This is a genomic window from Pseudoalteromonas sp. XMcav1-K (assembly GCF_044005875.1).
Lineage (GTDB): Bacteria > Pseudomonadota > Gammaproteobacteria > Enterobacterales > Alteromonadaceae > Pseudoalteromonas > Pseudoalteromonas spongiae.
The window spans coordinates 58,366-80,470 of sequence record NZ_JBIPJE010000044.1 but is presented as its reverse complement, the minus strand read 5'-3'; the positions used below and the strand labels follow the sequence as shown (position 1 = coordinate 80,470).

Below are 22,105 nucleotides of genomic sequence, written 5' to 3'. Positions count from 1 at the left end.
ATTGGCACACGAATCACATGCGGTGTTTTGTTTTAAAACGTAATTGCGTATTTTTCTTTGATAAGAGGAATAAGCCTTTTTGATATTGCTAAGACCTCTGGCTTGTCTTTGCGTAAATAAATTTCACCATTTTGATATGCCTGCCACTGAGCATTTTCAAATATTGCTTTGCCGTAGGTGTTGCTAAGTGATTGCGCCACACGTGTTTGTTCAGCGCTTGCAGTTAAAATCCAAGCGAGTTCTAGGTGGTTATCACCGAATACGGCTTCAATTTTGCGCGGAAAACCAAATGCCGAAAAATTAAAACAGTTAACTTGTTTTTGCGCATTAGGCTTGGTTAACAACCAGGGTTTAGTGTCTTGAATCACCAGCGGTTGGCAGTGCTTTTCAAATATGGGCATAAGCGCATCAATTGACGCACCAAATTTAAGTAAGGTATTTAACGTAACCTCACTTTGCTGGTTATTGTTGATATATGGGTTTGACCAAACAAATAAATTTGGGTGAAGCGCATCCTGCCCGATTAAGGTAGCACTGTTGATGTCTGTATTTAACCACAATAAATGATTGCTGTGTGCTTGATACGCTAAGTACTCAGCATATTTATCGCTTAAGCCGGTAACGGCGCTTTCACTGATATTATTTGTGTTAATGTGCGCAACCTTACCGTCGGCAATTACAATAGCAGCCTTTCCGCCGTGTTTTACAATGTCACATACTAAATGTTGCTCTGTGTGTTTTGCGAGTGGAAAGCGCACTGGTAAGTTAGACAAAACGCGCACTTTTGTTTGGCAATTTTCTTGTAATTTAGTTAGAGATGAATCAAATGATTCACTTATCGAAATATCAAAAATGCTGGCTGGTACGGCGCTAGCGTTTGTTGAAAAGGTAATAGCGAGTGTACAAAGTGCGAGTAAAAATTTGTTCATAGTTGTTTGTTTAGCTGTTGTTTTTAACTAAGTCGCAAATTGTTTTTAAAAGGTTGCAATATTTTTTGACGAAACAAAAGCTTAAAAAACAAAAAGGCCAGCAAATGCTGGCCTTTATTCGTCTGTATCATGTGTGTTAGCGGTTAACGCTTAATCTGCTTTAATAAAGCTTTTGATTGCTTGTAATGAATCAAACCCTTTGTAACCAAGAGATTTTAATTCATCGTTTACGCAAAATAGCACGGCGCTGTCTTTATTCTCTTCTTCTTCAGCCATATCTAGGCAGAATTCATAAGAATCTTTCACTGTTTCTACGCTCGCTTGTTCTTCGCTTGCCCAAACTACAGTGCTTGCTAATGCCAATACCATTAAAAAAATCTTCATATTTACCCTTTTTCAATTAACTGGATTGATATTTTTAACACCGACAAATTAGGGCTATTTTTGTTTTAAGTAAAACGATAAATAATTGTCGTAAAGGTAAAATTTATTTTGCATTTATGCAGAACGTAAAGAGCAACACGCGCTAGATTAGATAGCCAAGCAACATTATTATTAAGGCAAGAAAAAAGGTTAGCTGCGAATGCTAACCTTTTTATTTTTTAAGGAGTTATCGCGTTATCACTACATTGCAGCGCGGAATATCTCTGCAATTTCTTCAGATGTAGCTTGTATTGGGTTAGTAAATCCGCAGGCATCTTTTAGCGCATTTTCAGTAAGTGTAGGAATATCGTCAGCTTTTGCGCCTAATTGCTCAATACCGGATGGAATACCAACATCACTGGCTAAGCTAACAATTGCGTCAATTGCTGCATCTGCACCTTGTTGTTCGCTTAAATTGCTCACATCAACGCCCATTGCTTTTGCAACATCACGCAAGCGACCTGGAACCGCTTTAGCGTTAAAACGTTGTACGTGTGGTAATAAGATTGCGTTACATACACCGTGAGGCAGATCGTAAAAACCGCCAAGCTGGTGCGCCATCGCGTGTACATAACCAAGTGATGCATTGTTAAACGCCATGCCTGCCATAAATTGCGCATAGGCCATTTGTTCACGTGCTTCAATGTTCTCGCCATTATTCACCGCTTCGCGCAAATGTGTTTGAATAAGTTCAATTGCTTTAATTGCAACAGCATCAGTGATTGGCGTTGCAGCAATTGATACATACGCTTCAATTGCATGGGTAAGCGCGTCCATACCGGTTGCGGCAGTAAGCGAGGCAGGTTTTGCCAGCATTAGCTCAGGATCGTTAACCGATACTAACGGCGTGGTGTGTTTATCAACAATGGCCATTTTAATGTGGCGCTCTTCATCGGTAATAATACAAAAACGCGTCATTTCTGAAGCTGTACCGGCTGTTGTATTAATTGCGACAAGCGGTAACATTGGTTTTGCTGATTGGTCGACCCCTTCATAGTCGCCAATCTTGCCGCCATTTGCAGCAACAAGCGCAATGCCTTTTGCGCAATCATGTGGCGAACCGCCGCCAAGTGAAATTACAAAGTCGCAATCATTGTCTTTTAAAATACTTAGGCCATCGTTTACATTGCTAACGGTAGGGTTTGGCTGGGTACCATCAAATACCGCCGTTGCGACATCGCGCTCGTTAAGCAGCGACTGAACTTTTTCAACAACACCAATTTGGTTCAGGATTTTATCGGTTACGATAAGCCCTTTTTTAAATCCTTTTGCTTGAATATTATCAGCGGCATCTTTTAAACAACCTGCACCCATTAAGTTAACGGTAGGAATATAAAATGCAGTAGTCATAATGATTTGTCCTTTATTTAGTGAGAGTTACTTTATTGCGACGGTGATTGTCACATGCGAAACCTTTCGCCTTTTTGATTTAAAACAAATACCGCGCTTAGAACACTTAGACTTTAATCTAATGCACTTGTATCGGCGTTTATTTGAGTTATTTAGAGTGGCTGAAAAATAAAAAGTGACAGAAAAAATAATCAAACTTCAGTATGTTATGACACGTTTTATTACATTTAACGATTCTATCTCGTTTACGCATTGTTTTATCGTATCTGGCTTGTTTATTGAAAACCGGTGGCGTTTAAATAGTACACAATAATAAAAAGGGAACACATAATAATGGCAGACCATATTCAGCAAGGAACGTCACGACGCCAGTTTATAAAAAGCGTTGCGGTTGGCACGCTTGGCGCATCTTTGGCGCTATCCTCAAAAGTAAATGCAAAAGAAAATTGCGGCCTAGTATCGAACAGTTTTGACGAAGCGCCATTTTTGCCGGTGCCTAAGCATGGACCTGCAAAAGAAGGTGTATTTCAGGTGTCAAATGAACAAGGAATTTACTATTGGGATACCGGTGGCAACGGACCCGTAGTTGTTTTGGTGCATCCAGGGCGGGGCAGTGCTTATTCATGGCCTTATCAACAAGATGCATTTGCGCAAGCTGGGTTTAGAACCATCGCATATTCAAGGCGCGGCCATCAAGGCTCGCCAATTAAATCGGCTGAGCAGCCTAGTACCGATGCCGATGATTTACTTGCGCTGATTAACCATTTAAACATTGGTAAATTTCATATTGTTGGCTTAGCAGCTGGTGGTTTTACAGTTACTGATTTTGCTGTTTCATTTACAGACAGGTTGTTAAGTATCACCATAGCATGCAGTTTGTTGGGCATGTGGGATAAGGGTCTTGATACCCGTTCAGATTTTATTTTGTCGAAAGGGTTTGCCGATTTGCCGCCTGAATTTAAAGAGTTGGGTCCGTCGTATCGCTTTGCCCACCCTGAGGGCGTAAAAGCGTGGATAGCGATGGAAAAACAGGCGAAAGAGCCCGGTCTTAGAAATCGTCAGAAAGATAAGAATACCATCACATGGCAAAAGCTACGGGATCTTAATTTACCTATATTCTTACTAACAGGCGGCGCAGATCTGTATCAACCGCCTGCTCTGATGCGCGCAGCAGCAAGGCAATTACCAGGTTGTGAAACCTTAGTGGTGGCAGAAGCTGGACATGCATTGCAATGGGAGCAGCCAAATGTGTTCAATCACGCTGTCATTTCGTTTCTAAACAAAGTAACTGTGTAACAGACAATTAATGATAGATGCAAATTTAACGGTTAAGGCTTTATTTTGCCGATTGATTTTTATACTATCAAAGCGCATGTGCAAGTTATCAAGGAGTGATAATGAAAATTAAGCTACTGATTGTTACCGTACTTATTATGTTTGTTACTAAGGTGCATTCGTCACAGACGACCCTAGTGCAAAAGTCAGCTGAGTTTGCTAAAGCAAGCGAAGGTTTTCAGTTACATTTACGCGAAAAATTTTTCAAATCTGAGTCTATTCCGTTTCAATCTAACCAAATACACCTAGAATTTGGCAGCCAAGCACCCTTTAAAGATTATGTGCTTGAAATAAAAAAAGGTAATAAAACCTGGTCAAGTGATCTGGTTTTATTTAACCAACAAGACAATGTGATTGATTTTAATGCATTGTTATTTGGCTTACTCATTGATCATAGAGATATTCTTCATTTAACTGGACAAGCTGGTTATGATTTTTACTTAGATTTGGAAAATAACCTAGCGGAAGATTTTAAACAATTTCACAACCAATACCAAAAAAGCCTAGAAAGCTATTTGAATTTTGTTGCTTACTCACGTGATTTCACGGTGTATCAAAATCGCATTATGCCGCCGTCGGATAAGTTAAAAGCGTTAGCAACAAAGGTTAAAGTTGTACCGCCTGTTGAGTATCAGCAGTTAATTAGCCAATTTATTGATGCGATTAATAGCCAAAATACTGCATTTTTGATGGCGCAGCACATTCCCAATGCAAGCAAACGAGAAATAGACATTTATTCGCGAGGCTTAAATGTGCTTTATGAATATTTTGATAAGATAGGTAATCCGAGCGATTTCAAAATAGTGCAATCGAGCGATCTTAAAACCTATTCCGGCCCCAAAAAAACCTTTTATGTAATCGAGCTACTCAACCATCAAGGCAGGCACAAAGTCGAGATGGAGTTTTTCTTTGCTGATATGTACGGTGAGCGATACATTGGCGAATATGACATCACCGGAGTACATTTTAGCTAACAGCTGCAATCATACCAATTCACTTAAATAGCTGATCATCCTAGCGGGCTATATATCATGCTAACTGCGTTAGAATTTATCAATGTAGAACAACTACATAAGAAAAATTCCGCCTTGTTAGCATTTCATTTATCCAGCGCTATCTGTGATCACATACTTAACAGAATTGGTATAAAATAAGCAAAGTGGCCACACCATTTTGCTTATTTTTGGTTACTAAAACGCTGTTTTTAGCTCAAATTTGATTGTTCTAGGGTGACCTTGTGCCAGTAGTCTAGACCCCGTTGCCGCCCAATAAGCTTTGTCTGCAATATTTTGAACGTAAAGACTAATCGCTACATCATGATTGCGAAGATTCAATTGGTAGTTTATCCCTGCATCAAATAGTGTGTATGCGTTGGCACTTGCTGAATTAAGCGCATCAACATAGCGGCTACCCGTGTAATAGGCACCGAATGATAGGCTTAACCCCGGCACACTATTTAATTGGTATGTGGTAAATATCGATGCCGTGGTCTTTGGTGTGTTTTCAATTGCGTTGCCGTTTAGTTGCGCGCTGGAAGACTTTTGCTGCTCTGCATCAATATAACTTGCGGTGGTGTAAACGGACCAGCCTTCAGTTATGCCGCCTGAGGCACTTAATTCAACGCCCGCATAGTTTGCACGACCATCTTGCACAAAAAACTCAGTTTCGGGGTGAATAAATGCAGATGCGCGGTCGATATCAAAATAAGCGAGTGTTAGCAGCAGTTGTTGTGATGTTTCAAATTTGACACCGTATTCCCATTGTTCACTTAATGCTGCGGGCAATACTTCCCCTGCATTTTTCGCAATTCCTTGGGCGATACCGCCTTCTTCAAGCCCCTCAATGTAACTTGTATAAAACGCAAAGTTTGGCTGAGGTTTGTATATCACACTGCCTGAAAGTGTGTCTTCGGTGTCATCGTAATGAGCAAAGTCGCTGGTATTTTTATAATCGGCATAGCGATAACCTAAGGTGGTTTGCCATTGCTCATTAAAGTGCGTTTTCAGATTTAAAAAGTAACCGATATCGGTTTTTTCAATGGTGTTCTTGATACTTCTGGGCGGTGTTGCCAGTTTTGCTATATCGATAGGATGATACAAATTTTGCGCCCACTTACCTTGGCGCACACGATCAGCAATAATCGACTCATTTTCACGACAGCTTGCACCCATAACCCATTGATTATAAGTGCCCAATAACGTAAAGCTGCTGGTAAGTTTTACATCGGCGATGTTGTTTTCGTACTCAGTATTAGGAAATGTAGATAAACTGACTAACCCATCACCACCTGTTTCAATATCATAACCAAAAAAAGCAGAATAACGACGCGTTGTGTCTGCATAAGCACGCCCAAGTGACATATTAATGTGTAAATTCGGTGTGATTGCGTAGCTTAATTTTCCGAGTAGGTTATGCGCTGTTGTTTCTGCTTTAAACCATTCAGCACCGTGATTGATATCTGTATCGAGTAAAGGAGGGAGCGAGAGAGAACCATCTTGATTTGCAAGTAAATAATATTGGGTCGGCTCGGTAATGTCGCGGGCAATATACTCACCATCAAATTCAAAACGTAGTTTGTCATTAATATCAAAATGATAACCAACTGACGCGAATTGGCGCTCGCCTGATGTTCTTTCAATGCCGATTTCTTCGTCTGCCGCAACTAAGTTTACACGCACACCGGCATCGTCAAACATCTTACTAATATCGAGTGATGCGCCATAGGTACCGTGTTGATTTGCAAACAACGACCCCGCAATTTGGTCTTGAGATGCACGTTCAGTTACTAAATTTACAATTCCGGCGGGAGAGCCGAAACCGTAATACAAGCCAGCCGCTCCTTTAAGTACTTCAACGCGGTATTTGTTCTCCATTGGCGTTTGCACGTAATTGGCAATGGGTAATATGCCATTAAGACGATAATTGGTGGTGGGATCAAGTCGAATACCACGGATGTTAAGGTTACTGTAAATGGTGGTGTTGATTTGCGCGGCGCTGACGCCTGCAGTGTTTCTAATGGTGTCTGCTAAAGAGCTGGCGAGTTGTGCGTCCAATAACTCTTTTGTGATTATGTTCGTTGTTAATGCGGTATCAAGTACATTAGCGTTAAAAAAGGTGCCTGCTTGCACGTACTTAGCACTATAACTGTTAGGGCGATCTGCTGTAATTTCAATTACTTCTATTGTTTTATTGTCATCGGACTCTGACGCATTGAGCGTGTTAAGCAATGCACTCAATGCAAAGACTGGAAACAATAATAAATTCCATTTCATAATGGTTATCATTTAGATTTGAGGTGGCGGCATGGTATCGTGTGGCGATAAAAGGTGCAAGTGTGTTTTGATATAGTGTTTCATAAATGCCAAAAGGCTTAAGCAAAACCCAATCTGAAATTAGTTTTTAGGGTCTGTTGACCTTTCAAGTTCGTTTTTGCAGCAGTTAGATTGCTAGGCCACACATCGAGCGCTGCGATAAAAGCACGCTCAAAGAGAACAAAAATAGAACAGCAAAGGTGGGCAGACCCGAGGTATTCGCGATTATAAACTTGAACCGTAAATATAGGCCTTTTATGTCAAACTCTTAGCCGCTTCTACATTGCAGTGACACAAGTGTAATTAACGTGTTATAAATCGAGGTAAGAATTTCAAGGAGGTAGCGTGCAAAGTTCACGTAAATTTAAGGATTATCTGACCGCTCGACCTAAACCCACAGGCATTGATGTGTTATGTGGCTTAAAGCATTTTGCCATCATAACGTATGCGGTGCCGGCAGAGCGATTTGCAGGCTTGTTTCCAAAGCGTTTTTTACTCGACACCATTGAATTAAATGGCGAGCAGATGGCGCTCATCTCAGTAGTGCCCTTTATTGATGTTGACTTTACCTCGGCAGTGTTTCCGTTTCCCAAATTCACTATGGGACAAACCAATTACCGCATCTACATTATTGATAGTGAAACGGGCGAGCGTTGTGTGTGGTTTTTAGGCACCACGCTTGATTCATGGACCTTAGCGGTACCGCGCTATTTGTGGAATTTGCCATGGCATGCGGGCAATATTCGGTTTGATTGTATTTTTGATGAGTCGACAGGCTTGTACCAGCAATATCGTATGGAAACACGTTCCCAATGGGCTGCGGCATCGGTTGAGTTAAGCCAATCTGATCGCGATAGTTTAAATTTCCCCGGCTTTCCAGATACAGAATCAGCGCTGGTTTATTTAACCCATCCGCTCGCGGGTTTTTATTATCGTCGTGATAAAAAGCTTGGCACGTATCGGGTATGGCATGACAAATTGCATGTAAAACCCGGTCAGCTTAAATCTGCAAACTTTAAGCTGTTATCGGATTTAAACTTGGTAAATATCCAAGAGCAACAGTCGCCGTACAGTGTTTTAATCGAACCTATCAACGAATTTACGATTTATCTGCCGCCAACGGTGATAAACGAACTGAACTCGGGTTAATAACCTTCTAGAGCTGATATTTTTTAATAATTTATTTTGATGTTTACAAGGAGTTGTAATGGCATTTTCAAGCCAAGAAAAGGCGGCGTTGCTTGCCGTTAAAGGGGTTGGGCCAACCGTAATAAAGCGCTTTGAAGAAATAGGCATTCACTCATTTGCTGAATTAACCCAATACAGTGTTGATGATATTGCTCAAATGGTCGCCTCAATGTTAAGAACGAGCTGTTGGAAGAATAGCCCGCAGGCTAAAATGGCCATTGCAGCAGCAATTGAACGCGCAAAGTTAACGCTTTAATCGTACGCTTTTTACAGGACGTTTTATGAATAATCTTGGTAATTTAACCTTTTTTTGCGGCAAGATGGGAGCGGGCAAGTCAACTCAAGCAAAGCTTATAGCGAAGCAAACGCACGGAGTGTTGATTTCTGAAGATGAATGGTTAAGTGCGCACTTCCCTGAGCAAATTAAGTCGTTTGATGACTATATTCATTATGCAAATCTGATAAAACCGTTTGTGAAAACGCATGTGCAGCGTATTTTAGCAACGGGTAGTCATGTGGTAATGGATTTTCCTGCGAATACCGTAAAGCAACGCGCTTGGTTACGTTCATTGAGTGATGAAATTAATGGCCAACATAAAGTTATCTATCTAGATGTGAGTAATGCAACGTGCCTTGCACAAATCGCCAAGCGCCGTATCTCAGAACCTGAGCGGTCGCACTTTGATACGGAAGCAATGTTTCATCATGTGACACAATATTTTGAGCCCCCGAAAGAGAATGAAGGACTTAACATAGTCCTAAATAAAAATGCGCAATAACATACTAAATTTAAAAGATAGTTTTACGTTAAGCTTGAAGAAAAAGAGTGTTAATTTAAGCCCTCGAGCATAGATTAACCTGACATAACACCGCTTAAGAAACACGAATAGGAAAATATATGGATTTAAACGCATTACTTATATTCGTTATTGCTTGCCTGGCAATAAATTTAATTCCCGGACCCGATGTGATTTACATCGTATCAAACACAATGAAAGGTAAAATGACAACGGGATTAAAAGCGGCAACGGGACTGGGCGTTGGTTATTTTGCACATACCTTAGCTGCATGCCTTGGTTTGTCGGCGATAATTTTAAGCTCTGCACTGGCATTTACTCTAGTTAAGGTGTTAGGAGCAGCGTATTTATGTTACCTCGGTATTAAGTCACTTTACGCGGTGTGGCGTGGTGAAAGTCAGGTCGTGCTAAACGATAAATCACGCGCTTCAGACAATGTATTTTTGCAAGGAATAATTGTAAGTGTTTTAAATCCTAAAGTAGCGCTATTTTTTCTCTCGTTCTTACCGCAATTTATCGACACATCGTCTGCTGATGTTGCGCTTCAGCTGCTGTTATTGGGGTGTGTTTTCAGTCTATTAGCAACGGCATGTAATTTACTTTACGCGGTATTGGGCAGTTGGCTGTTTAAAAGAGCAAATTCAGCGCGTTTTACCCGTGTTTTAGATGGTATTTCCGGCGTGCTACTGGTGGGCTTAGCCAGTAAAGTGCTGGTCAGTGACGCCACCAAGTAATCGTTTTAATACGTTTTACGTGCCAGCCATGCTCTATGCTGTCACGTATTCTACTCGTCACTTTAGGTTGAGATAACCCGTTTTCGGTAAACGAGAGCAAGAGCGAGCAAAATTACGACTACGCCTAAACCTATGGGTAAAAAGGCACTGCGAATCGCGCGTTCGAAGGTTAAAAAGTCGGGTATACCTGCTTGCCAAAAGGTCCATTCAGATGCGATAGCGGTTGCAAGGTTTTCTCCGCCAGAGGTTAACACAATGATTGCATCGTGATTAGTTGGATTGAGGCGAAGTGCGCTGTTAATTGCAGGCTCATTTGCGCCATCATGACCGAGAATAAATTTACCATCCGGTAGCGGGGCATATAGCATTGCACCCATGCCCCAAATTGGCGCTCCTAGTTTATGACCGAGAGGTTTAGTTAATGTGTTGATGGCATTTTTAGTGTGTTTATCCGTTTGCTGCAAGGCCAATACAAACTGAGTAAGATCATTAGTGCTAGCCAGTAACCCTGTTGCGGCAGGGCTTACATATTGATAAAAAGGCGCTTTGTTGCCAGCCGAATCATAAGGGTGGGCCACATTACTGTGCGTTTCGATAAATGCATAGTTGGCGCGATACATCGATAGCGGGCTGAAAACGGTTTTTGCCATAAAATCTTCAAATGACATCTTAGTCACATTCTCGATGATATGTTCTGTAATTAGGTAACCGCCGCCCGAATATTGCCACTGAGTTGCTGGTTCGAATCCGATTTCAAGTTTAACGTCACCGCGTGCGCCTTTTGGGTGGTTTAATGACTCAATTAAACTAGGCATTGGCTGGCTTTTACTAATGTCGGCAAAGCCTAAGCCATCAGTTAACCCCGAGGTATGGGACAGTAAACTGCGCAAGGTGATTTTATTATGATTGAAACTGGATGCGGGCAATTGCCATGCTGCTGTTAGGTAATTAGAAATAGGTGCATCTAAATCAATGTCGCCTTGTTGTGCCAATTGATACACACCATATGCGGTAAATAACTTGCTCATTGACGCCACAGGGAAGAGGGTATCGCCATTTACCGAATTTATTGATGGTGTGAATTGTTTTAACAAAACCCGCCCATCTTCAATGATAACCATGGCAAAATTGCCTTTTGCCTCGTTTAAAAAGCGCTGTTGAACCCTGGCAATAAATGCGGCCGAATCACCTTGTTTGGCAAGCGGTGTTAACCACCAACCATTTAATGCGCCATAAAGGCAAACGCAACTCCAACTCAAAGTGAGTACAATAAAGCTTATAAGTACTTTAACTAAACGCATAACATATCCTTGTTTTGTTTCATTACCTTGTACGGCTTAAATTACTTCCAGTTCTTCTTTGTCTTTAACAAAGTAAATAGACAGTACCAGTAGTGCAGCAGGGAATAGGAATACGTTGGTGAAAGACAAAACAAGGGTCATTTGTAGAATGCTCATTAACAACATTAACACCGAGAACACTTTCAACAGTGGCGGCAAATGTTTGTTAATTAAACATACAATTGAAAATACAGCCGCGAATAATGTGTATAGCCCCAAAGAACCAAACGCTACCACCATCGCTACGATGCCTGTACTTTCTGAAAGCGTATTTTGGTTGGTTAAGGCTAAATAAATATCAAATAACACAGTAGAGTGAAATATGGCGACGACTGCGGCCATAGCACACAACAAAATACGAGCGGAGCGGGCATTAAAGTGAGATTTGAGATGATTGCTTAAGCTCAAATAAACACACACTTCTAATGCACCAATCAATACAAACAGTAAATCACGCCAATTGAATGTGAGTAGATCTTGTTTAAGAGCGGCTTCAAAGCCATCAAAGGTTTGGCCCAAAAACGTGATCCAATAAAATGGAAATAACACTGCTAGCAAAGCAGCCGCCCCAGCGGATATAAAATTATCGCGAGAAGTCATAATACGTCCTTTTGTTATGTATCCAGATCAGTGTCTGAATGATCGTGTTCATATTGCAAAATATCGCCCGGCTGGCAATTAAGCGCCGTACAAATTGCCTCTAATGTTGAGAACCGAATGGCTTTCACTTTGCCATTTTTAAGCAGCGATAAGTTGGTCATTGAAATGCCGATATCTTGCGATAATTGTTTCAATGACATTTTATTTTTTGCCAGTTCTATATCTAGGTTGATTCGTATACTCATGCTTGTAAATTAATCATGTAATTTATGTTTGTCAAATAAAGTTTTATGATAAACGTAAACTATTTAATGTTTAACGTTTATTTGAGAATAATGTGAAAAGCACATTTTTTGCCTTGGTTTGAGTTTTAAAAATGTGAAACTATTGCAATAATTTGATCAATTAACAAACAGTTGTTAGGCTGAATGAAGCATTGAGCAGTAGGGATGCATTTGTTTTTAAGTGGTACTTAATAAACTAAATAACCTCAGTTTTGGATGAGAGCGTTTTTATTGCTTTTGCGTTAATTACTCACTAACTTGTTTAAGTTGGTGTCACCTTTCTCGCAACAGTAAGTGATTTAAAAGCGCGTGTTCAGTTGCGACAAATCTCAACTGCCTACCAACGTCTAATCTAACTCTGAGGACAACAACTCAGATTTAGGAAAAGCAATGATTAAACAGTTAGTTATGGCGGTGTTACTGAGCGCCGTCGCAATCTCACCAGCGAGTTGGGCGGGCACTCAGTCGGTTGAAATCGACAGTGTGTCGTTTAACAACAAGCAAACTTGGCTCAAGGTTAAAGGTGAACTAAAAGGCTTTGGTAAAAATACGTCGTTAACCTTACGAGATGCCAACAACCTAGAGGTGATTTTTCATTCAGAAACCGTGAAAAACAAACGCTTTAATGCGAAAGTGCAAATTGAAAATCTGATTTACGTACCGTGTAAAATCGCCGCTGTTGCGAATAACAATACCACTTTAATGGATAGCGCAGATGTGACCGATGTTAGTAGTTGCGGCGGTTACAGTGCGACATTATCGGGTTTAGTGACTGATGAACCTATTCCATATGCCAGCGTTAGTGTTACCGTAAATGGTAATACCTTTACGACTACAGCCGATGAAAACGGCGCTTATTCGCTGACGATTTTAACCACTACACTCGAAACACTTGTGAAAATAGAATCATCGGCCTTTGATGCGCAAACTGGCGATGAAATTAACTTCGTTAATTTGTTAGGGTCGTTTGAAAAAGTACTAGAAGATGACTCTCATAATGTTACGAACGTAACAACTGCGAGTTACGTATTAACTCTTGCGGCAAATGGCTTTCAAGAACCGACTAATATTACAGAATTGCGGCAAGCTGAAACCGCAGTTGATGCATCGCAGTTAATTGAATTAGCCGCGGTAATTAAATTGATTGTTGATGATGCGAATTATCAATTGCCCGATGGTTACACCAGTATAATTGAATTTGTTTCATCGCAAAGTGCGGTTGAGAGTTTTATTGAGAACACACCCGAGGTTGACCTAATCGCAGCGCAAAACGCGATTTTAGCCGACAGTGACTTGGTGGCAGGATTCGATAGTGATATTCCAAGTTTTTATTACGCCATTGATACCGCCGAACCTGGATATTTATCACGCAGTGGCTCAGCACTTAAATTTAACGCGACAGGTACTGGAAGCAAGCTCAGTTTTACCTCATGGAATGGGCAAGCAATTAACGCGGGCTATTCGTGGCATGTTGCCAATGGCCGAATCGAAACAACCTATACCACCCCTATCGAGCAAGAATTACTAACTTACAATATTGAATCGCTTACTGACGATCAGGCTGAAATTGATGCATTTTATGCGGGCGGTGGCGTAGATGACCAAATCGTGTTTTATCAATCAACGCTGTCGCAAAATTACACTCGTGTTGTTGATGGCGCGTTAGTTGATGTAATTAATGTTGAAACGCGCGTTGAAAAGCGAACGCCACCAATTCAATTAACGAATGGCGATACCTTAACGCTGCAAAATAATAAAATTGAAATCAGCAGTGGTCAGCAAACTTTCCGCTCTGCGCTTGATATTGAGCCGATTGCGTTTAAAGCGGACTGCAGCAATGGCGTTGCGTGTGTGCTTGGTCAGTGGGGCGGGCAATATAATTACTCGGAAGGTAAACGCGCTTATGATGATTATATTTATCCTACCACCTCATATGCTGATGTAATTATGTTTGATTCAAATGGCGTGGCAAACGGCAAAATATCTAATACTAGCGCAAACTGGCAGATAAATAATGTGGGTCAGTTAGTGATCCAATATCCAAATGGCGCTGTGCAAACGAGCGAAATCATTGATCAACTTGGATTAGAATACGGTGTGTTTTCTCAGTTCAGTACGCCAGAAGGGGAGTTTGCTACCTATGATATTTGGGTAAAAGGGCAAACTAGCTTTGTACTCGATAGTGCTTATTTGCAGCCAACAAGTAGCAATCATTACTGGAATGGTGAAATTAATTCGTGGATCCCGGGTTCGTTTGATAGTAATGGTTTGCTTATTCCAGAACGCTTATGGGGCTGGTTGTTTACCAGTCACACAGTGCAAAATATCGATGGTGTTGCATGGCAGGGACCAGACCAAAACGGATTAAGCAGCATTAATTTTGTGCTAAGTGATGCGGTGAGTTATCAGGTGGGGGCACAGAATATTGAAATTAACCGTCTACCTTTTGCCAAACGTTATTGGTACCCCATCGCAAGTACCATTATTAACGGCGATAGAGTGTTTTACATTGTTGAACGTGAAGAGCGTGATGCGCAATTGTGGTTTGGCGGGCAGCCGGGTTACAACACCTTTATCCCGTCGCGCATTAATATTGAGCGAGAAGTAGACAGAGCAAATTACACCAATGTAGCGCGCTAAAACGTTAAGGGCGTATGCCCTTAACGCTTAATAAATTGACGTGTTAATTTACCAGTTATAGCGATAAGTGAGTTTCACCATCGCACCTTTCGCAGGAATATGGCTGGTATTAGCGTTTGAGCGCAATAATTGACTATAAAGCGGGTAATACTCGCGGTTTGTGGCGTTTTCTATACCAATATTTACAACGCTTTGGTCTAGTTCAATGCTGGCGAATAAGTCGAGTGTGGTATACGAATCTGTTTGGTGGCGGCCAAAACCGGTGTTGCCATTTAAACGATAATCGTGACCGTCTACATAGTTTAGTTGCGCTTGCAGATTGATGTTATCGAACTGATATTGGGTTGCGAATGTTGCTTTTAACGGCGCGATTCTAAAACCATTCATTTCGCGCCACTTGTCGGCGCCTTCAGGTTTTTCATCACCGTTTATTTTACTCACTAACGCCATCATGCTTAGGGCATCCGTTAGGTAATAGTTTACGTCCAGCTCGATACCTGAAATTCGTTCTTTATCGCGGCGCAAATCTAAACCAAAGCCACTACTTTTAACGCGTCCACGGTCTGACGTCGAATTAAAGAGCGCACCATTAACGCTAACGTTATCCGATTGATAGTTAAAACCAATTTCAAAGTTATCTGAGGTTACGGGTTCTAACTCACTGCTTGCGATGTCAAAATCACTTGATGCGTAGCGAAGTAGCAGACCAATATCAGGTAATTCGTACCCTTGGTCAAATGCGATATAGGTTTTTACATTGTCGGTTAGACTATAGTTTACGCTAGCGTTTAGCATAGTGCCGTCGTAGCTTTTGCTGCCACCATCAACAGAATTACCTTGGCCAAGAGTTGTAAAATCATCGAACGAAACACGAATATGTTCAAAACGTGCACCGGCGTCTACATTAAGTCCCCAATCTGTGTGGTATTTGTATTGCGCAAATGCTGCAATGTTATTGGTGTCGGTTTCTGGCATAAAGGTTTTATCTTCGAGTTTGACAAACTCTAAGCCGTTACTGTTATCAAATACTTCTGGGTCGTATGCTGTGATCGGCATTTTAGTTGACTCAAAATTACCATCTAGGCCATAAATAACGGTGTGATTGCTAATTGGCAGGCTAAATGCGCTTCTAAAGCCAAGCACTTGCGCATTAAGGTAAACTTGCCCTAAATGATTCCAAGAGGCGAATGGGCGACCGTCAAACGGATAAAAGCGGGTTTCATAGTCGCGATAATAAAGCTGGCCAGAAAACTGCTGCGACCATAAATCGTTGTCAACATAATGAAGGTTAAACATTAAGTTGTCGGCACTATTTTGTTCAGCTAATACCAGGCCCTTGCGCGGTTTTGCACTTACGCTATGTAATGGCAGCGAGTTAACACTTGGATCTGACGCGAACTCAGTGTCTTGGCTTGAATCAAACCACATTACACTGGCAAATAGCTCTGCATTTTTATCAAACTGATACCCGACCTTGCCGTGAAGGCTAAATTGGGTGCTGTCAAACAGATCACCTTGGCTTGGCTCGGGTGCAATTCTGTCACCATTTGCATCAAAATAGCCACCGGTCGATGCAATATCAAAGTCCACTGCAAACGACAGTTTATCGCGTTGATCAGCAATACTTTGACCAAGTTTATAGGTGGTGGCATCACTTGAAATTTCAGTTAAGCTAGTGCTTAATTCTGCACGCGTTTGAGTGCTTGATTGCTTAGCCGTTTTAGTGGTGATGTACATCACACCGCCGCTTGCGCCTGAACCGTAAATGGCGTTACCACCACGTACAATTTCAATTGAATAGATCAGTGATGGATCAAGATTAAATAGGTCGCGCGACACATTACGGTTAGTGCTCATTGGCACACCATCAATCAATACCAGTAAATTGCGCCCACGTAATGTTAAACCAAAATTCGTCATGGTTTGACTGGCAGGCGATACACCGGGCACTAGTTTGCCAATTACCTGAGCTAAATTTGCATTCGCGGCCATTGCATTACTGATATCGGTTGCTGAAAAATAGCTGGTTTGACGTGCAACACTGGTCAGCCCTTGTTGCATACGAGAGCCATTTACTTGCACTACTTCAATGTTATCTAATGGCGCAGTTGTTGATGGTTTGTTCGTCGTTTGTGAACGTTGATTTTGCGGTGCTTTTGCTTTTAGCACCACACCTTGCGGTGATTTCCACTCAGCGTATAAATTTGATTGGTTGAGCAAATATGTAAGGCCTTGAGCCGCTGTAAATTGGCCTTTAAGCGGTGCATTTTGTTGTTCGTTTAATAGCGCATCGTTTACAAATAATTGAATGCCAGTAACGCGTGTAAATTCAGCTAAGCCTTGGCGTAGTGAGGATGCATTAATATCAAATTGAACAAGCTGATTGACACTTTGCGTATTGGCAAGCACAACAGGTGAATAAATCGTAGAAAGAGAGGCTGCTGAAATAGCTAATGCAAGTGGGAGGATTTTCATTTTTAACCTTAATAAAAATAATTCTTACTATCTATAACGCGTTAAAAATGAAAAACCGTAAATTATTTTTAATAAATTATGAGATCGTTACTGGCATTGCGCATTTGCTTTAAATTTAAGCTTTCTAATAACAAAGACAGCGCAAACTCAGGCGATTGTGTATTCACATTACCGGTTACTTTTAAATTTAGGTGTTGCGGATTAACGACGCTGATTTTGTAATCCACAAATGGTTGTAACTGCTTAATTGCATCACCGAGCGGAGTTGCATTAAAGATCAGTTTGCCATCACGCCATGCCAGTGCCGCATTAATTTCGCTTGCGTGCATTTTCAACCAATGTTTATTTGATAAAATTAATCCTTCACCTTGTGCAAGTTGCTGCATTTGCTTGGTTTGGGTGTTGGTAACATTGACTTTATGCTCGGTTACAACCACTTTTGCAACGCCTAACGTATTGATCAAAAAAGACGTACCTAGCGCGGTGACTTGCTTGTTATTAAACTCAACGCGAAATGGTCGATTAGCGTCACTTGCGACATCAAACCAGGCATCTCCTTCAAGCAATTTGATTATGCGTTCGTTTTGGCTGTAAGCAACGGCAATTTTAGTGGCTTTTTTTAACTCAATTACCGAACCATCGCTTAAGATTACAGGGCTTTGCTCGGCACTAAAGTACACCAATGATGGCGCTATTTTGCTGGTGTTGGGCGTTTTGACAAGCCAAATTGTCAGCGCAAATGCCACTAACGATAAAAACGCCAATGAATGACCTAAACGAGGCGCTTTATTGCTGTTGCTGTTTAGTAATATGTCGCGCTCAGCAAAATAGGTATGTTGATGTTGTTTCGACTTTTTGCACCAAGCGACAAAAGCGCGCTGTTGCTCGTAAGTTACATTATCAGCGCGCATTTTTGTTAACCAGCGCTTGGCTTGTAGTCGAATTAACCAGCGTTTAATCATTATGCTGCGACCCCAAAATAAGCTGACGGCATTTGCTTTGCAAATTCGCCAATGACTTTTCAACCCAACTTAGTGAGCGCCCTTTATCACACGCGATATTACGACAGCTATCGCCATTGATTTTAGCGCGCCAAATTAAGTCTTTCATTTCGGGCTTTTGTTTATCGAGCAGTTGTTGAATTTTTTCAATGGCCAGGTGCTGGCCAACATATTGTTCTGGACAGGTATCGGCTTTAAGTGAATCCAGATCGACATCATCAACTAACTCTTTACTACTTTTGCGATAAAAATCAATGATTAAGTTGTTCAACATGGTTGTAACATAGGCATTAATATTGCCAATGCTATGCCAGTTTTCAACGAGCATAAGCTTGAGGTAAAGCTCTTGCGAAAGATCTTTTCTGGTTTCGCTACATGCTACTTTTTTGGCGAGGTGTTGCTGCATTAACGGCATGCAATGTTGAAAAATTCGCTCGGCAGTATAGGGAGGCTGCATTGAAATCATTAAAACAGTCAATTTGCCGCTAATGCTAATGATAGCTATTATCAAAATCAAGCTTTATGTGGTCGGTGCACTGTGTTTATTCAATCCATTCTTTTCAATTTCATACAAAAACGTGTCGAACTTGCCTGATTAATCATCAACACAGTGAGATTAGGTATTAATTTAAATGCATGAGATTGATAATGATTATCGTTAGTGTTAATTTGTTTTCACTCTTTCATTTTGGTTTTATGTTATGAAAAATAAGCGGCCAGTTAATTTGGCAATTCATACCATGGCGTTACCGATTACTGCCTACGCATCAATTTTGCATCGAATTTGTGCAGTGATCATTTGGTTTTATTCAGTGGCTTTAATCCCTGTAATTTATTATGCGAGTCGAACGCAACAGCAGTTTGACGAAGTGAAATCCTATTTCAATGACGTATTTTTTATCCAATTTTTAGTTTGGGGTGGGTTAACCGCATTGGCGTATTATTGCCTTGCAAGCGTTAAACACTTTATTCAGGAATTTGGTTATTTTGAAGAGTTATCAGGCGGCATTGCGATTTCTCGCGTTACGATTGGTTTGGCGTTGGTGTTAAGCTTTATTGCAGGAGGCTGGGTTTGGTTAGTTTAAACATTAATCGTCACGGTACAAAACAGTGGATTTTTCAGCGGGTTGCTAATTTATTAATTGTGCTACTTAGTCTGTGTTTTGTTTTTGTGTTCGCTACTTTTCCTGTCGACGATTATGCATCGTTAATCGGCTTGTTAAACGCACATTGGTTTAAAGCAATCGCAAGTATAAGCCTTATTGTGTTATCGCTTAATAGCATGCTGGCAGGTTGGCAAATCGCAGGCGATTACGTAAAGGGAAGTTTCGTTAACTATTTCTTCAATACATTGTGTATTGTGGTAAGTGTAATGATTGCAGCATTTGGTAACTACATTATTTGGTTTTAACCCGTGTTTAACATTGCCAATGCTCAAAAGTCTATGTGAAAAATAAAGCCTGTTTAAAAACAGGCTTTATTGTATTTAAAAGTGATATTCGAAGTTTGCGCCTATGGTTCTTGGCGTAATCGTTAGCGGCGATTCGGGTGCAAACTCAGAGCTTATCAAGGTGATATCATCTGCATCAAATAAATTATCTACATATAAAGCAATGCGGCCATTATTAAACTTGTAAGCTAGTTTCACATTAGCGCGCCAATAGGCATCTACTTTTAATGCTTCAATATTATTTCGGTCTGAATAGTAACTGCTAGAGTAATTGGCATTAGCCGAAAACTGGAAGCTATTTAAGAAACGATACACAAGGTTAAGGTTAGCGGAAGCGCTGGGGGCTCTTGGTAGTTCTTTTTAACTTTTGTATCGGTGTTGTTTTTTTTGTATTCAGATTCAAGTAAACCAACGCCACCAGATAACTCTAAATTATCAAGGGCAAGCCAACGAAGGTTTGCCTCTACACCATAAGTATTTGCGCTATCGAGGTTTTGCACTGATACATAACCGTCGGAATGAGTTTGTAGGATCTGCATACCATCGTAATCGTTATAAAATAGATTTGAGGTTAGCTCGAGCGTGTTTTGGAAAAATCGCTGTCTGCTATACAGTTCGTAATTCCAGACGTACTCGGTGTCAAAGCTGTAAGGTTTCATTGGTGCACGAGCAGTAAACGTATTAAAGCTTAACCCTGCACCACCTGAATTAAACCCTTTGCCTGATTTAAAACCAAATGCCTGATTTTCTTTTGGTGCAAAATTAATATCTATTTTTGGCAAAAATACATCGGTGGTTTCATCATAATCAAGTGCGAATAGGGGAACCACTCGGGTTACGGTTTCACTTTCATAACGACCGCCAAGTGTCGCTGTAAATTGCGCATTAACTTTATATACCACTTCGGCAAAAGCTGAATGAGTTGTCGTTTCTCCCGTCATGTCATTTTTACCGCGGTTGTGGGTATACACGTCATCATGTGCGGAATCAAAGTAGCGCAGCCCCGTAATTGCAGACAAAGGCGCATTGCTAGGGTTGTAACGTATTATCGGTTCTATAAATATTTCTTCACCATCTGTGATAAAATCAGCGCGACGGCCTTTTGGGTCTGTAATGCGCTCATAACCAAAATCAGTGTAGTTAACACTGTTTTCAAAGATCACAGCATCGGAAATTTGATAAACGATTTGCCAATCAGCGCTGGTTGAATCGGTTTCATAAACAGGACGTTCTTTTGGAAAAAAGCTGCCAACTTCGTTTTCAGATTGTGGCGCACGTGTATCCATATAATTAAACGTTAAAGTAGAGGTGAGTTCTTCGAGTGCGCTTGGTTCGTAGCGTAATTTAGTACGAATATTTGTTGTGCTTATTTCGCGAGAATCTCCAGCAGGCTGGTAACTGACGATATCGAGATGACTGTTTTTAGTTTGGTGATCGGCACTAAAACGTAGTGCTAATTCATCATCAACAAGTGGTGCGTTTACCATTACCGCGGTTTGTCGGTAGTCGTGGTTCGCAATTCCCACTTTGATAGCGCTGTCAAAATAATACACAGGATCATTCGATTTCATCACAATTGAACCCGCAGATGCACTGCGCCCTTGAATATAACTCTGCGGCCCTAAATAGACTTCAATTTGTTGCATATCCCATAAGGAACGTGGGCCAAACGCGATTTCTGAATAAGTCAGAGAGCGACCATCTATAGACATGTTTAAACGAGGAGCTGTGCCTGCAAAACTCGCCAATCCACCCACTGACGGGCCAGAACCATCGATTCCGCGAACTGTTGGCAGATTGTTATCCATGCCAGAGCTGACTAGGTTTGGAATGATTTCAAGTAAGTCATCGATTTCACTTACATTGGTTAGTGAATTTAATGCATTTGCATCAAATGCGTGTACGCTGGAACCGGTCTCAAAGATGGTTTGCTCTTTCTTTTCACCGAAGATAGTAATGGTTTCAATTTCGTTTGAATCGGCGCTTTGCTGTGCCTCTGCATGGAAAATAGAAGCGAGAAAAATGGCTGTGAAAACAGTATTTAGCCGAAAAGGTAAAGCCTTCATGTAAATCCTTATAATGAGAAAATTTAAAACGTTACTGTAGAAACTTTTAATTAAATAAAAGTAGTAATAATTATCATTTAATGATTTTGTTAATGTCAATTAGAACACGTTCAATCTACATTTTTAGGGCTTATTTATTGATATTAAATAAAAATTAACGATGTTCTATTTTTTTATCCAAA

21 protein-coding genes are annotated in these 22,105 nt (G+C 40.9%); 9 read left to right on the top strand and 12 right to left on the bottom strand.

The annotated features are described in order from the left end of the window. Positions 1–32: 32 nt before the first annotated feature. The 3 genes from ACHSBP_RS12760 to yiaY form a co-directional block, all read right to left on the bottom strand. Positions 33–929 (bottom strand): hypothetical protein, encoded by an 897-nt coding sequence (locus tag ACHSBP_RS12760; protein WP_395389035.1) that lies wholly within the window; start codon positions 927–929, stop codon positions 33–35. Positions 930–1,079: 150 nt separating this feature from the next. Further along, positions 1,080–1,313: a phage tail tube assembly chaperone gene (locus tag ACHSBP_RS12755; protein WP_010558784.1), complete on the bottom strand. Its 234-nt coding sequence runs from the start codon at positions 1,311–1,313 to the stop codon at positions 1,080–1,082. A gap of 240 nt (positions 1,314–1,553) precedes the next feature. Then, complete coding sequence (gene yiaY, locus ACHSBP_RS12750; protein WP_395389034.1) at positions 1,554–2,702, bottom strand: L-threonine dehydrogenase; 1,149 nt, start codon at positions 2,700–2,702, stop codon at positions 1,554–1,556. Positions 2,703–3,035: 333 nt separating this feature from the next. Between yiaY and ACHSBP_RS12745 the strand changes: the two genes are divergently transcribed. Both ACHSBP_RS12745 and ACHSBP_RS12740 read left to right on the top strand, forming a co-directional pair. Continuing rightward, the gene (locus tag ACHSBP_RS12745; RefSeq protein WP_395389033.1) at positions 3,036–3,998 is read left to right on the top strand and encodes an alpha/beta fold hydrolase; all 963 of its coding nucleotides are present in this window, start codon (positions 3,036–3,038) and stop codon (positions 3,996–3,998) included. Positions 3,999–4,099: 101 nt separating this feature from the next. After that, positions 4,100–5,011: a hypothetical protein gene (locus tag ACHSBP_RS12740; protein ID WP_395389032.1), complete on the top strand. Its 912-nt coding sequence runs from the start codon at positions 4,100–4,102 to the stop codon at positions 5,009–5,011. A 216-nt stretch (positions 5,012–5,227) separates the two neighbouring features. On the opposite strand, the gene ACHSBP_RS12735 is transcribed toward ACHSBP_RS12740, so the two are convergent. Further along, the gene (locus tag ACHSBP_RS12735; protein ID WP_395389031.1) at positions 5,228–7,309 is read right to left on the bottom strand and encodes a TonB-dependent siderophore receptor; all 2,082 of its coding nucleotides are present in this window, start codon (positions 7,307–7,309) and stop codon (positions 5,228–5,230) included. Positions 7,310–7,693: 384 nt separating this feature from the next. Between ACHSBP_RS12735 and ACHSBP_RS12730 the strand changes: the two genes are divergently transcribed. The 4 genes from ACHSBP_RS12730 (at position 7,694) to ACHSBP_RS12715 (ending at position 10,067) form a co-directional block, all read left to right on the top strand. Further along, positions 7,694–8,497, top strand: a complete 804-nt coding sequence (locus ACHSBP_RS12730; protein ID WP_395389030.1) for a DUF2071 domain-containing protein — start codon at positions 7,694–7,696, stop codon at positions 8,495–8,497. A gap of 58 nt (positions 8,498–8,555) precedes the next feature. Next, entirely contained in the window at positions 8,556–8,792 is a 237-nt protein-coding gene (locus tag ACHSBP_RS12725; protein WP_010558790.1) for a helix-hairpin-helix domain-containing protein, read from the top strand. 25 nt (positions 8,793–8,817) lie between these two features. Further along, positions 8,818–9,315: an ATP-binding protein gene (locus ACHSBP_RS12720; protein ID WP_010558791.1), complete on the top strand. Its 498-nt coding sequence runs from the start codon at positions 8,818–8,820 to the stop codon at positions 9,313–9,315. Between the two features lie 119 nt (positions 9,316–9,434). After that, positions 9,435–10,067 carry a LysE family translocator gene (locus tag ACHSBP_RS12715; RefSeq protein WP_395389029.1) on the top strand — a complete coding sequence of 211 codons (633 nt, stop codon included), beginning with the start codon at positions 9,435–9,437 and terminating at the stop codon, positions 10,065–10,067. A gap of 62 nt (positions 10,068–10,129) precedes the next feature. On the opposite strand, the gene ACHSBP_RS12710 is transcribed toward ACHSBP_RS12715, so the two are convergent. The 3 genes from ACHSBP_RS12710 to ACHSBP_RS12700 are packed head-to-tail and all read right to left on the bottom strand — an operon-like array spanning position 10,130 to position 12,252. Then, a complete protein-coding gene (locus ACHSBP_RS12710; RefSeq protein WP_395389028.1) occupies positions 10,130–11,368 on the bottom strand; it encodes a serine hydrolase domain-containing protein in 1,239 nt (412 codons plus the stop codon). Positions 11,369–11,404: 36 nt separating this feature from the next. After that, complete coding sequence (locus tag ACHSBP_RS12705) at positions 11,405–12,007, bottom strand: hypothetical protein (RefSeq protein ID WP_395389027.1); 603 nt, start codon at positions 12,005–12,007, stop codon at positions 11,405–11,407. Positions 12,008–12,021: 14 nt separating this feature from the next. Continuing rightward, positions 12,022–12,252 (bottom strand): helix-turn-helix domain-containing protein, encoded by a 231-nt coding sequence (locus ACHSBP_RS12700; protein WP_395389026.1) that lies wholly within the window; start codon positions 12,250–12,252, stop codon positions 12,022–12,024. A gap of 429 nt (positions 12,253–12,681) precedes the next feature. Here ACHSBP_RS12700 and ACHSBP_RS12695 point away from each other — a divergent pair, with 429 nt between their 5' ends. Further along, entirely contained in the window at positions 12,682–14,931 is a 2,250-nt protein-coding gene (locus ACHSBP_RS12695; protein WP_395389025.1) for a carboxypeptidase-like regulatory domain-containing protein, read from the top strand. A gap of 48 nt (positions 14,932–14,979) precedes the next feature. Here the strand turns inward: ACHSBP_RS12695 and ACHSBP_RS12690 are convergent, their stop codons facing one another. The 3 genes from ACHSBP_RS12690 to ACHSBP_RS12680 form a co-directional block, all read right to left on the bottom strand. Further along, entirely contained in the window at positions 14,980–17,406 is a 2,427-nt protein-coding gene (locus ACHSBP_RS12690) for a TonB-dependent receptor (protein WP_336436057.1), read from the bottom strand. Between the two features lie 68 nt (positions 17,407–17,474). Continuing rightward, positions 17,475–18,368: a FecR family protein gene (locus tag ACHSBP_RS12685; RefSeq protein ID WP_395389024.1), complete on the bottom strand. Its 894-nt coding sequence runs from the start codon at positions 18,366–18,368 to the stop codon at positions 17,475–17,477. Next, positions 18,361–18,864: an RNA polymerase sigma factor gene (locus tag ACHSBP_RS12680; RefSeq protein WP_395389023.1), complete on the bottom strand. Its 504-nt coding sequence runs from the start codon at positions 18,862–18,864 to the stop codon at positions 18,361–18,363. The genes ACHSBP_RS12685 and ACHSBP_RS12680 overlap by 8 nt, the downstream gene beginning before the upstream one ends. A gap of 244 nt (positions 18,865–19,108) precedes the next feature. Here ACHSBP_RS12680 and sdhC point away from each other — a divergent pair, with 244 nt between their 5' ends. Next, positions 19,109–19,492, top strand: coding sequence for a succinate dehydrogenase, cytochrome b556 subunit (sdhC, locus tag ACHSBP_RS12675; RefSeq protein ID WP_395389022.1), 384 nt, complete (start codon positions 19,109–19,111; stop codon positions 19,490–19,492). Then, entirely contained in the window at positions 19,480–19,818 is a 339-nt protein-coding gene (sdhD, locus tag ACHSBP_RS12670) for a succinate dehydrogenase, hydrophobic membrane anchor protein (RefSeq protein WP_395389021.1), read from the top strand. The genes sdhC and sdhD overlap by 13 nt, the downstream gene beginning before the upstream one ends. Positions 19,819–19,893: 75 nt before the next feature. Here sdhD and ACHSBP_RS12665 read toward each other — a convergent pair whose 3' ends face one another. After that, a complete protein-coding gene (locus ACHSBP_RS12665; RefSeq protein ID WP_395389020.1) occupies positions 19,894–20,172 on the bottom strand; it encodes a hypothetical protein in 279 nt (92 codons plus the stop codon). Continuing rightward, positions 20,157–21,923 (bottom strand): TonB-dependent receptor, encoded by a 1,767-nt coding sequence (locus ACHSBP_RS12660; RefSeq protein WP_395389018.1) that lies wholly within the window; start codon positions 21,921–21,923, stop codon positions 20,157–20,159. Before ACHSBP_RS12660 ends, ACHSBP_RS12665 begins: the two co-directional genes overlap by 16 nt. Between the last annotated feature and the right edge of the window lie 182 nt (positions 21,924–22,105).

Coding starts and splice junctions, on each gene's coding strand:
- ACHSBP_RS12760 (WP_395389035.1), bottom strand. CDS start 929: ATGAACAAATTTTTACTCGCACTTTGTACACTCGCTATTACCTTTTCA.
- ACHSBP_RS12755 (WP_010558784.1), bottom strand. CDS start 1,313: ATGAAGATTTTTTTAATGGTATTGGCATTAGCAAGCACTGTAGTTTGG.
- yiaY (WP_395389034.1), bottom strand. CDS start 2,702: ATGACTACTGCATTTTATATTCCTACCGTTAACTTAATGGGTGCAGGT.
- ACHSBP_RS12745 (WP_395389033.1), top strand. CDS start 3,036: ATGGCAGACCATATTCAGCAAGGAACGTCACGACGCCAGTTTATAAAA.
- ACHSBP_RS12740 (WP_395389032.1), top strand. CDS start 4,100: ATGAAAATTAAGCTACTGATTGTTACCGTACTTATTATGTTTGTTACT.
- ACHSBP_RS12735 (WP_395389031.1), bottom strand. CDS start 7,309: ATGAAATGGAATTTATTATTGTTTCCAGTCTTTGCATTGAGTGCATTG.
- ACHSBP_RS12725 (WP_010558790.1), top strand. CDS start 8,556: ATGGCATTTTCAAGCCAAGAAAAGGCGGCGTTGCTTGCCGTTAAAGGG.
- ACHSBP_RS12720 (WP_010558791.1), top strand. CDS start 8,818: ATGAATAATCTTGGTAATTTAACCTTTTTTTGCGGCAAGATGGGAGCG.
- ACHSBP_RS12715 (WP_395389029.1), top strand. CDS start 9,435: ATGGATTTAAACGCATTACTTATATTCGTTATTGCTTGCCTGGCAATA.
- ACHSBP_RS12710 (WP_395389028.1), bottom strand. CDS start 11,368: ATGCGTTTAGTTAAAGTACTTATAAGCTTTATTGTACTCACTTTGAGT.
- ACHSBP_RS12705 (WP_395389027.1), bottom strand. CDS start 12,007: ATGACTTCTCGCGATAATTTTATATCCGCTGGGGCGGCTGCTTTGCTA.
- ACHSBP_RS12700 (WP_395389026.1), bottom strand. CDS start 12,252: ATGAGTATACGAATCAACCTAGATATAGAACTGGCAAAAAATAAAATG.
- ACHSBP_RS12695 (WP_395389025.1), top strand. CDS start 12,682: ATGATTAAACAGTTAGTTATGGCGGTGTTACTGAGCGCCGTCGCAATC.
- ACHSBP_RS12690 (WP_336436057.1), bottom strand. CDS start 17,406: ATGAAAATCCTCCCACTTGCATTAGCTATTTCAGCAGCCTCTCTTTCT.
- ACHSBP_RS12685 (WP_395389024.1), bottom strand. CDS start 18,368: ATGATTAAACGCTGGTTAATTCGACTACAAGCCAAGCGCTGGTTAACA.
- ACHSBP_RS12680 (WP_395389023.1), bottom strand. CDS start 18,864: ATGCAGCCTCCCTATACTGCCGAGCGAATTTTTCAACATTGCATGCCG.
- sdhC (WP_395389022.1), top strand. CDS start 19,109: ATGAAAAATAAGCGGCCAGTTAATTTGGCAATTCATACCATGGCGTTA.
- ACHSBP_RS12660 (WP_395389018.1), bottom strand. CDS start 21,923: ATGAAGGCTTTACCTTTTCGGCTAAATACTGTTTTCACAGCCATTTTT.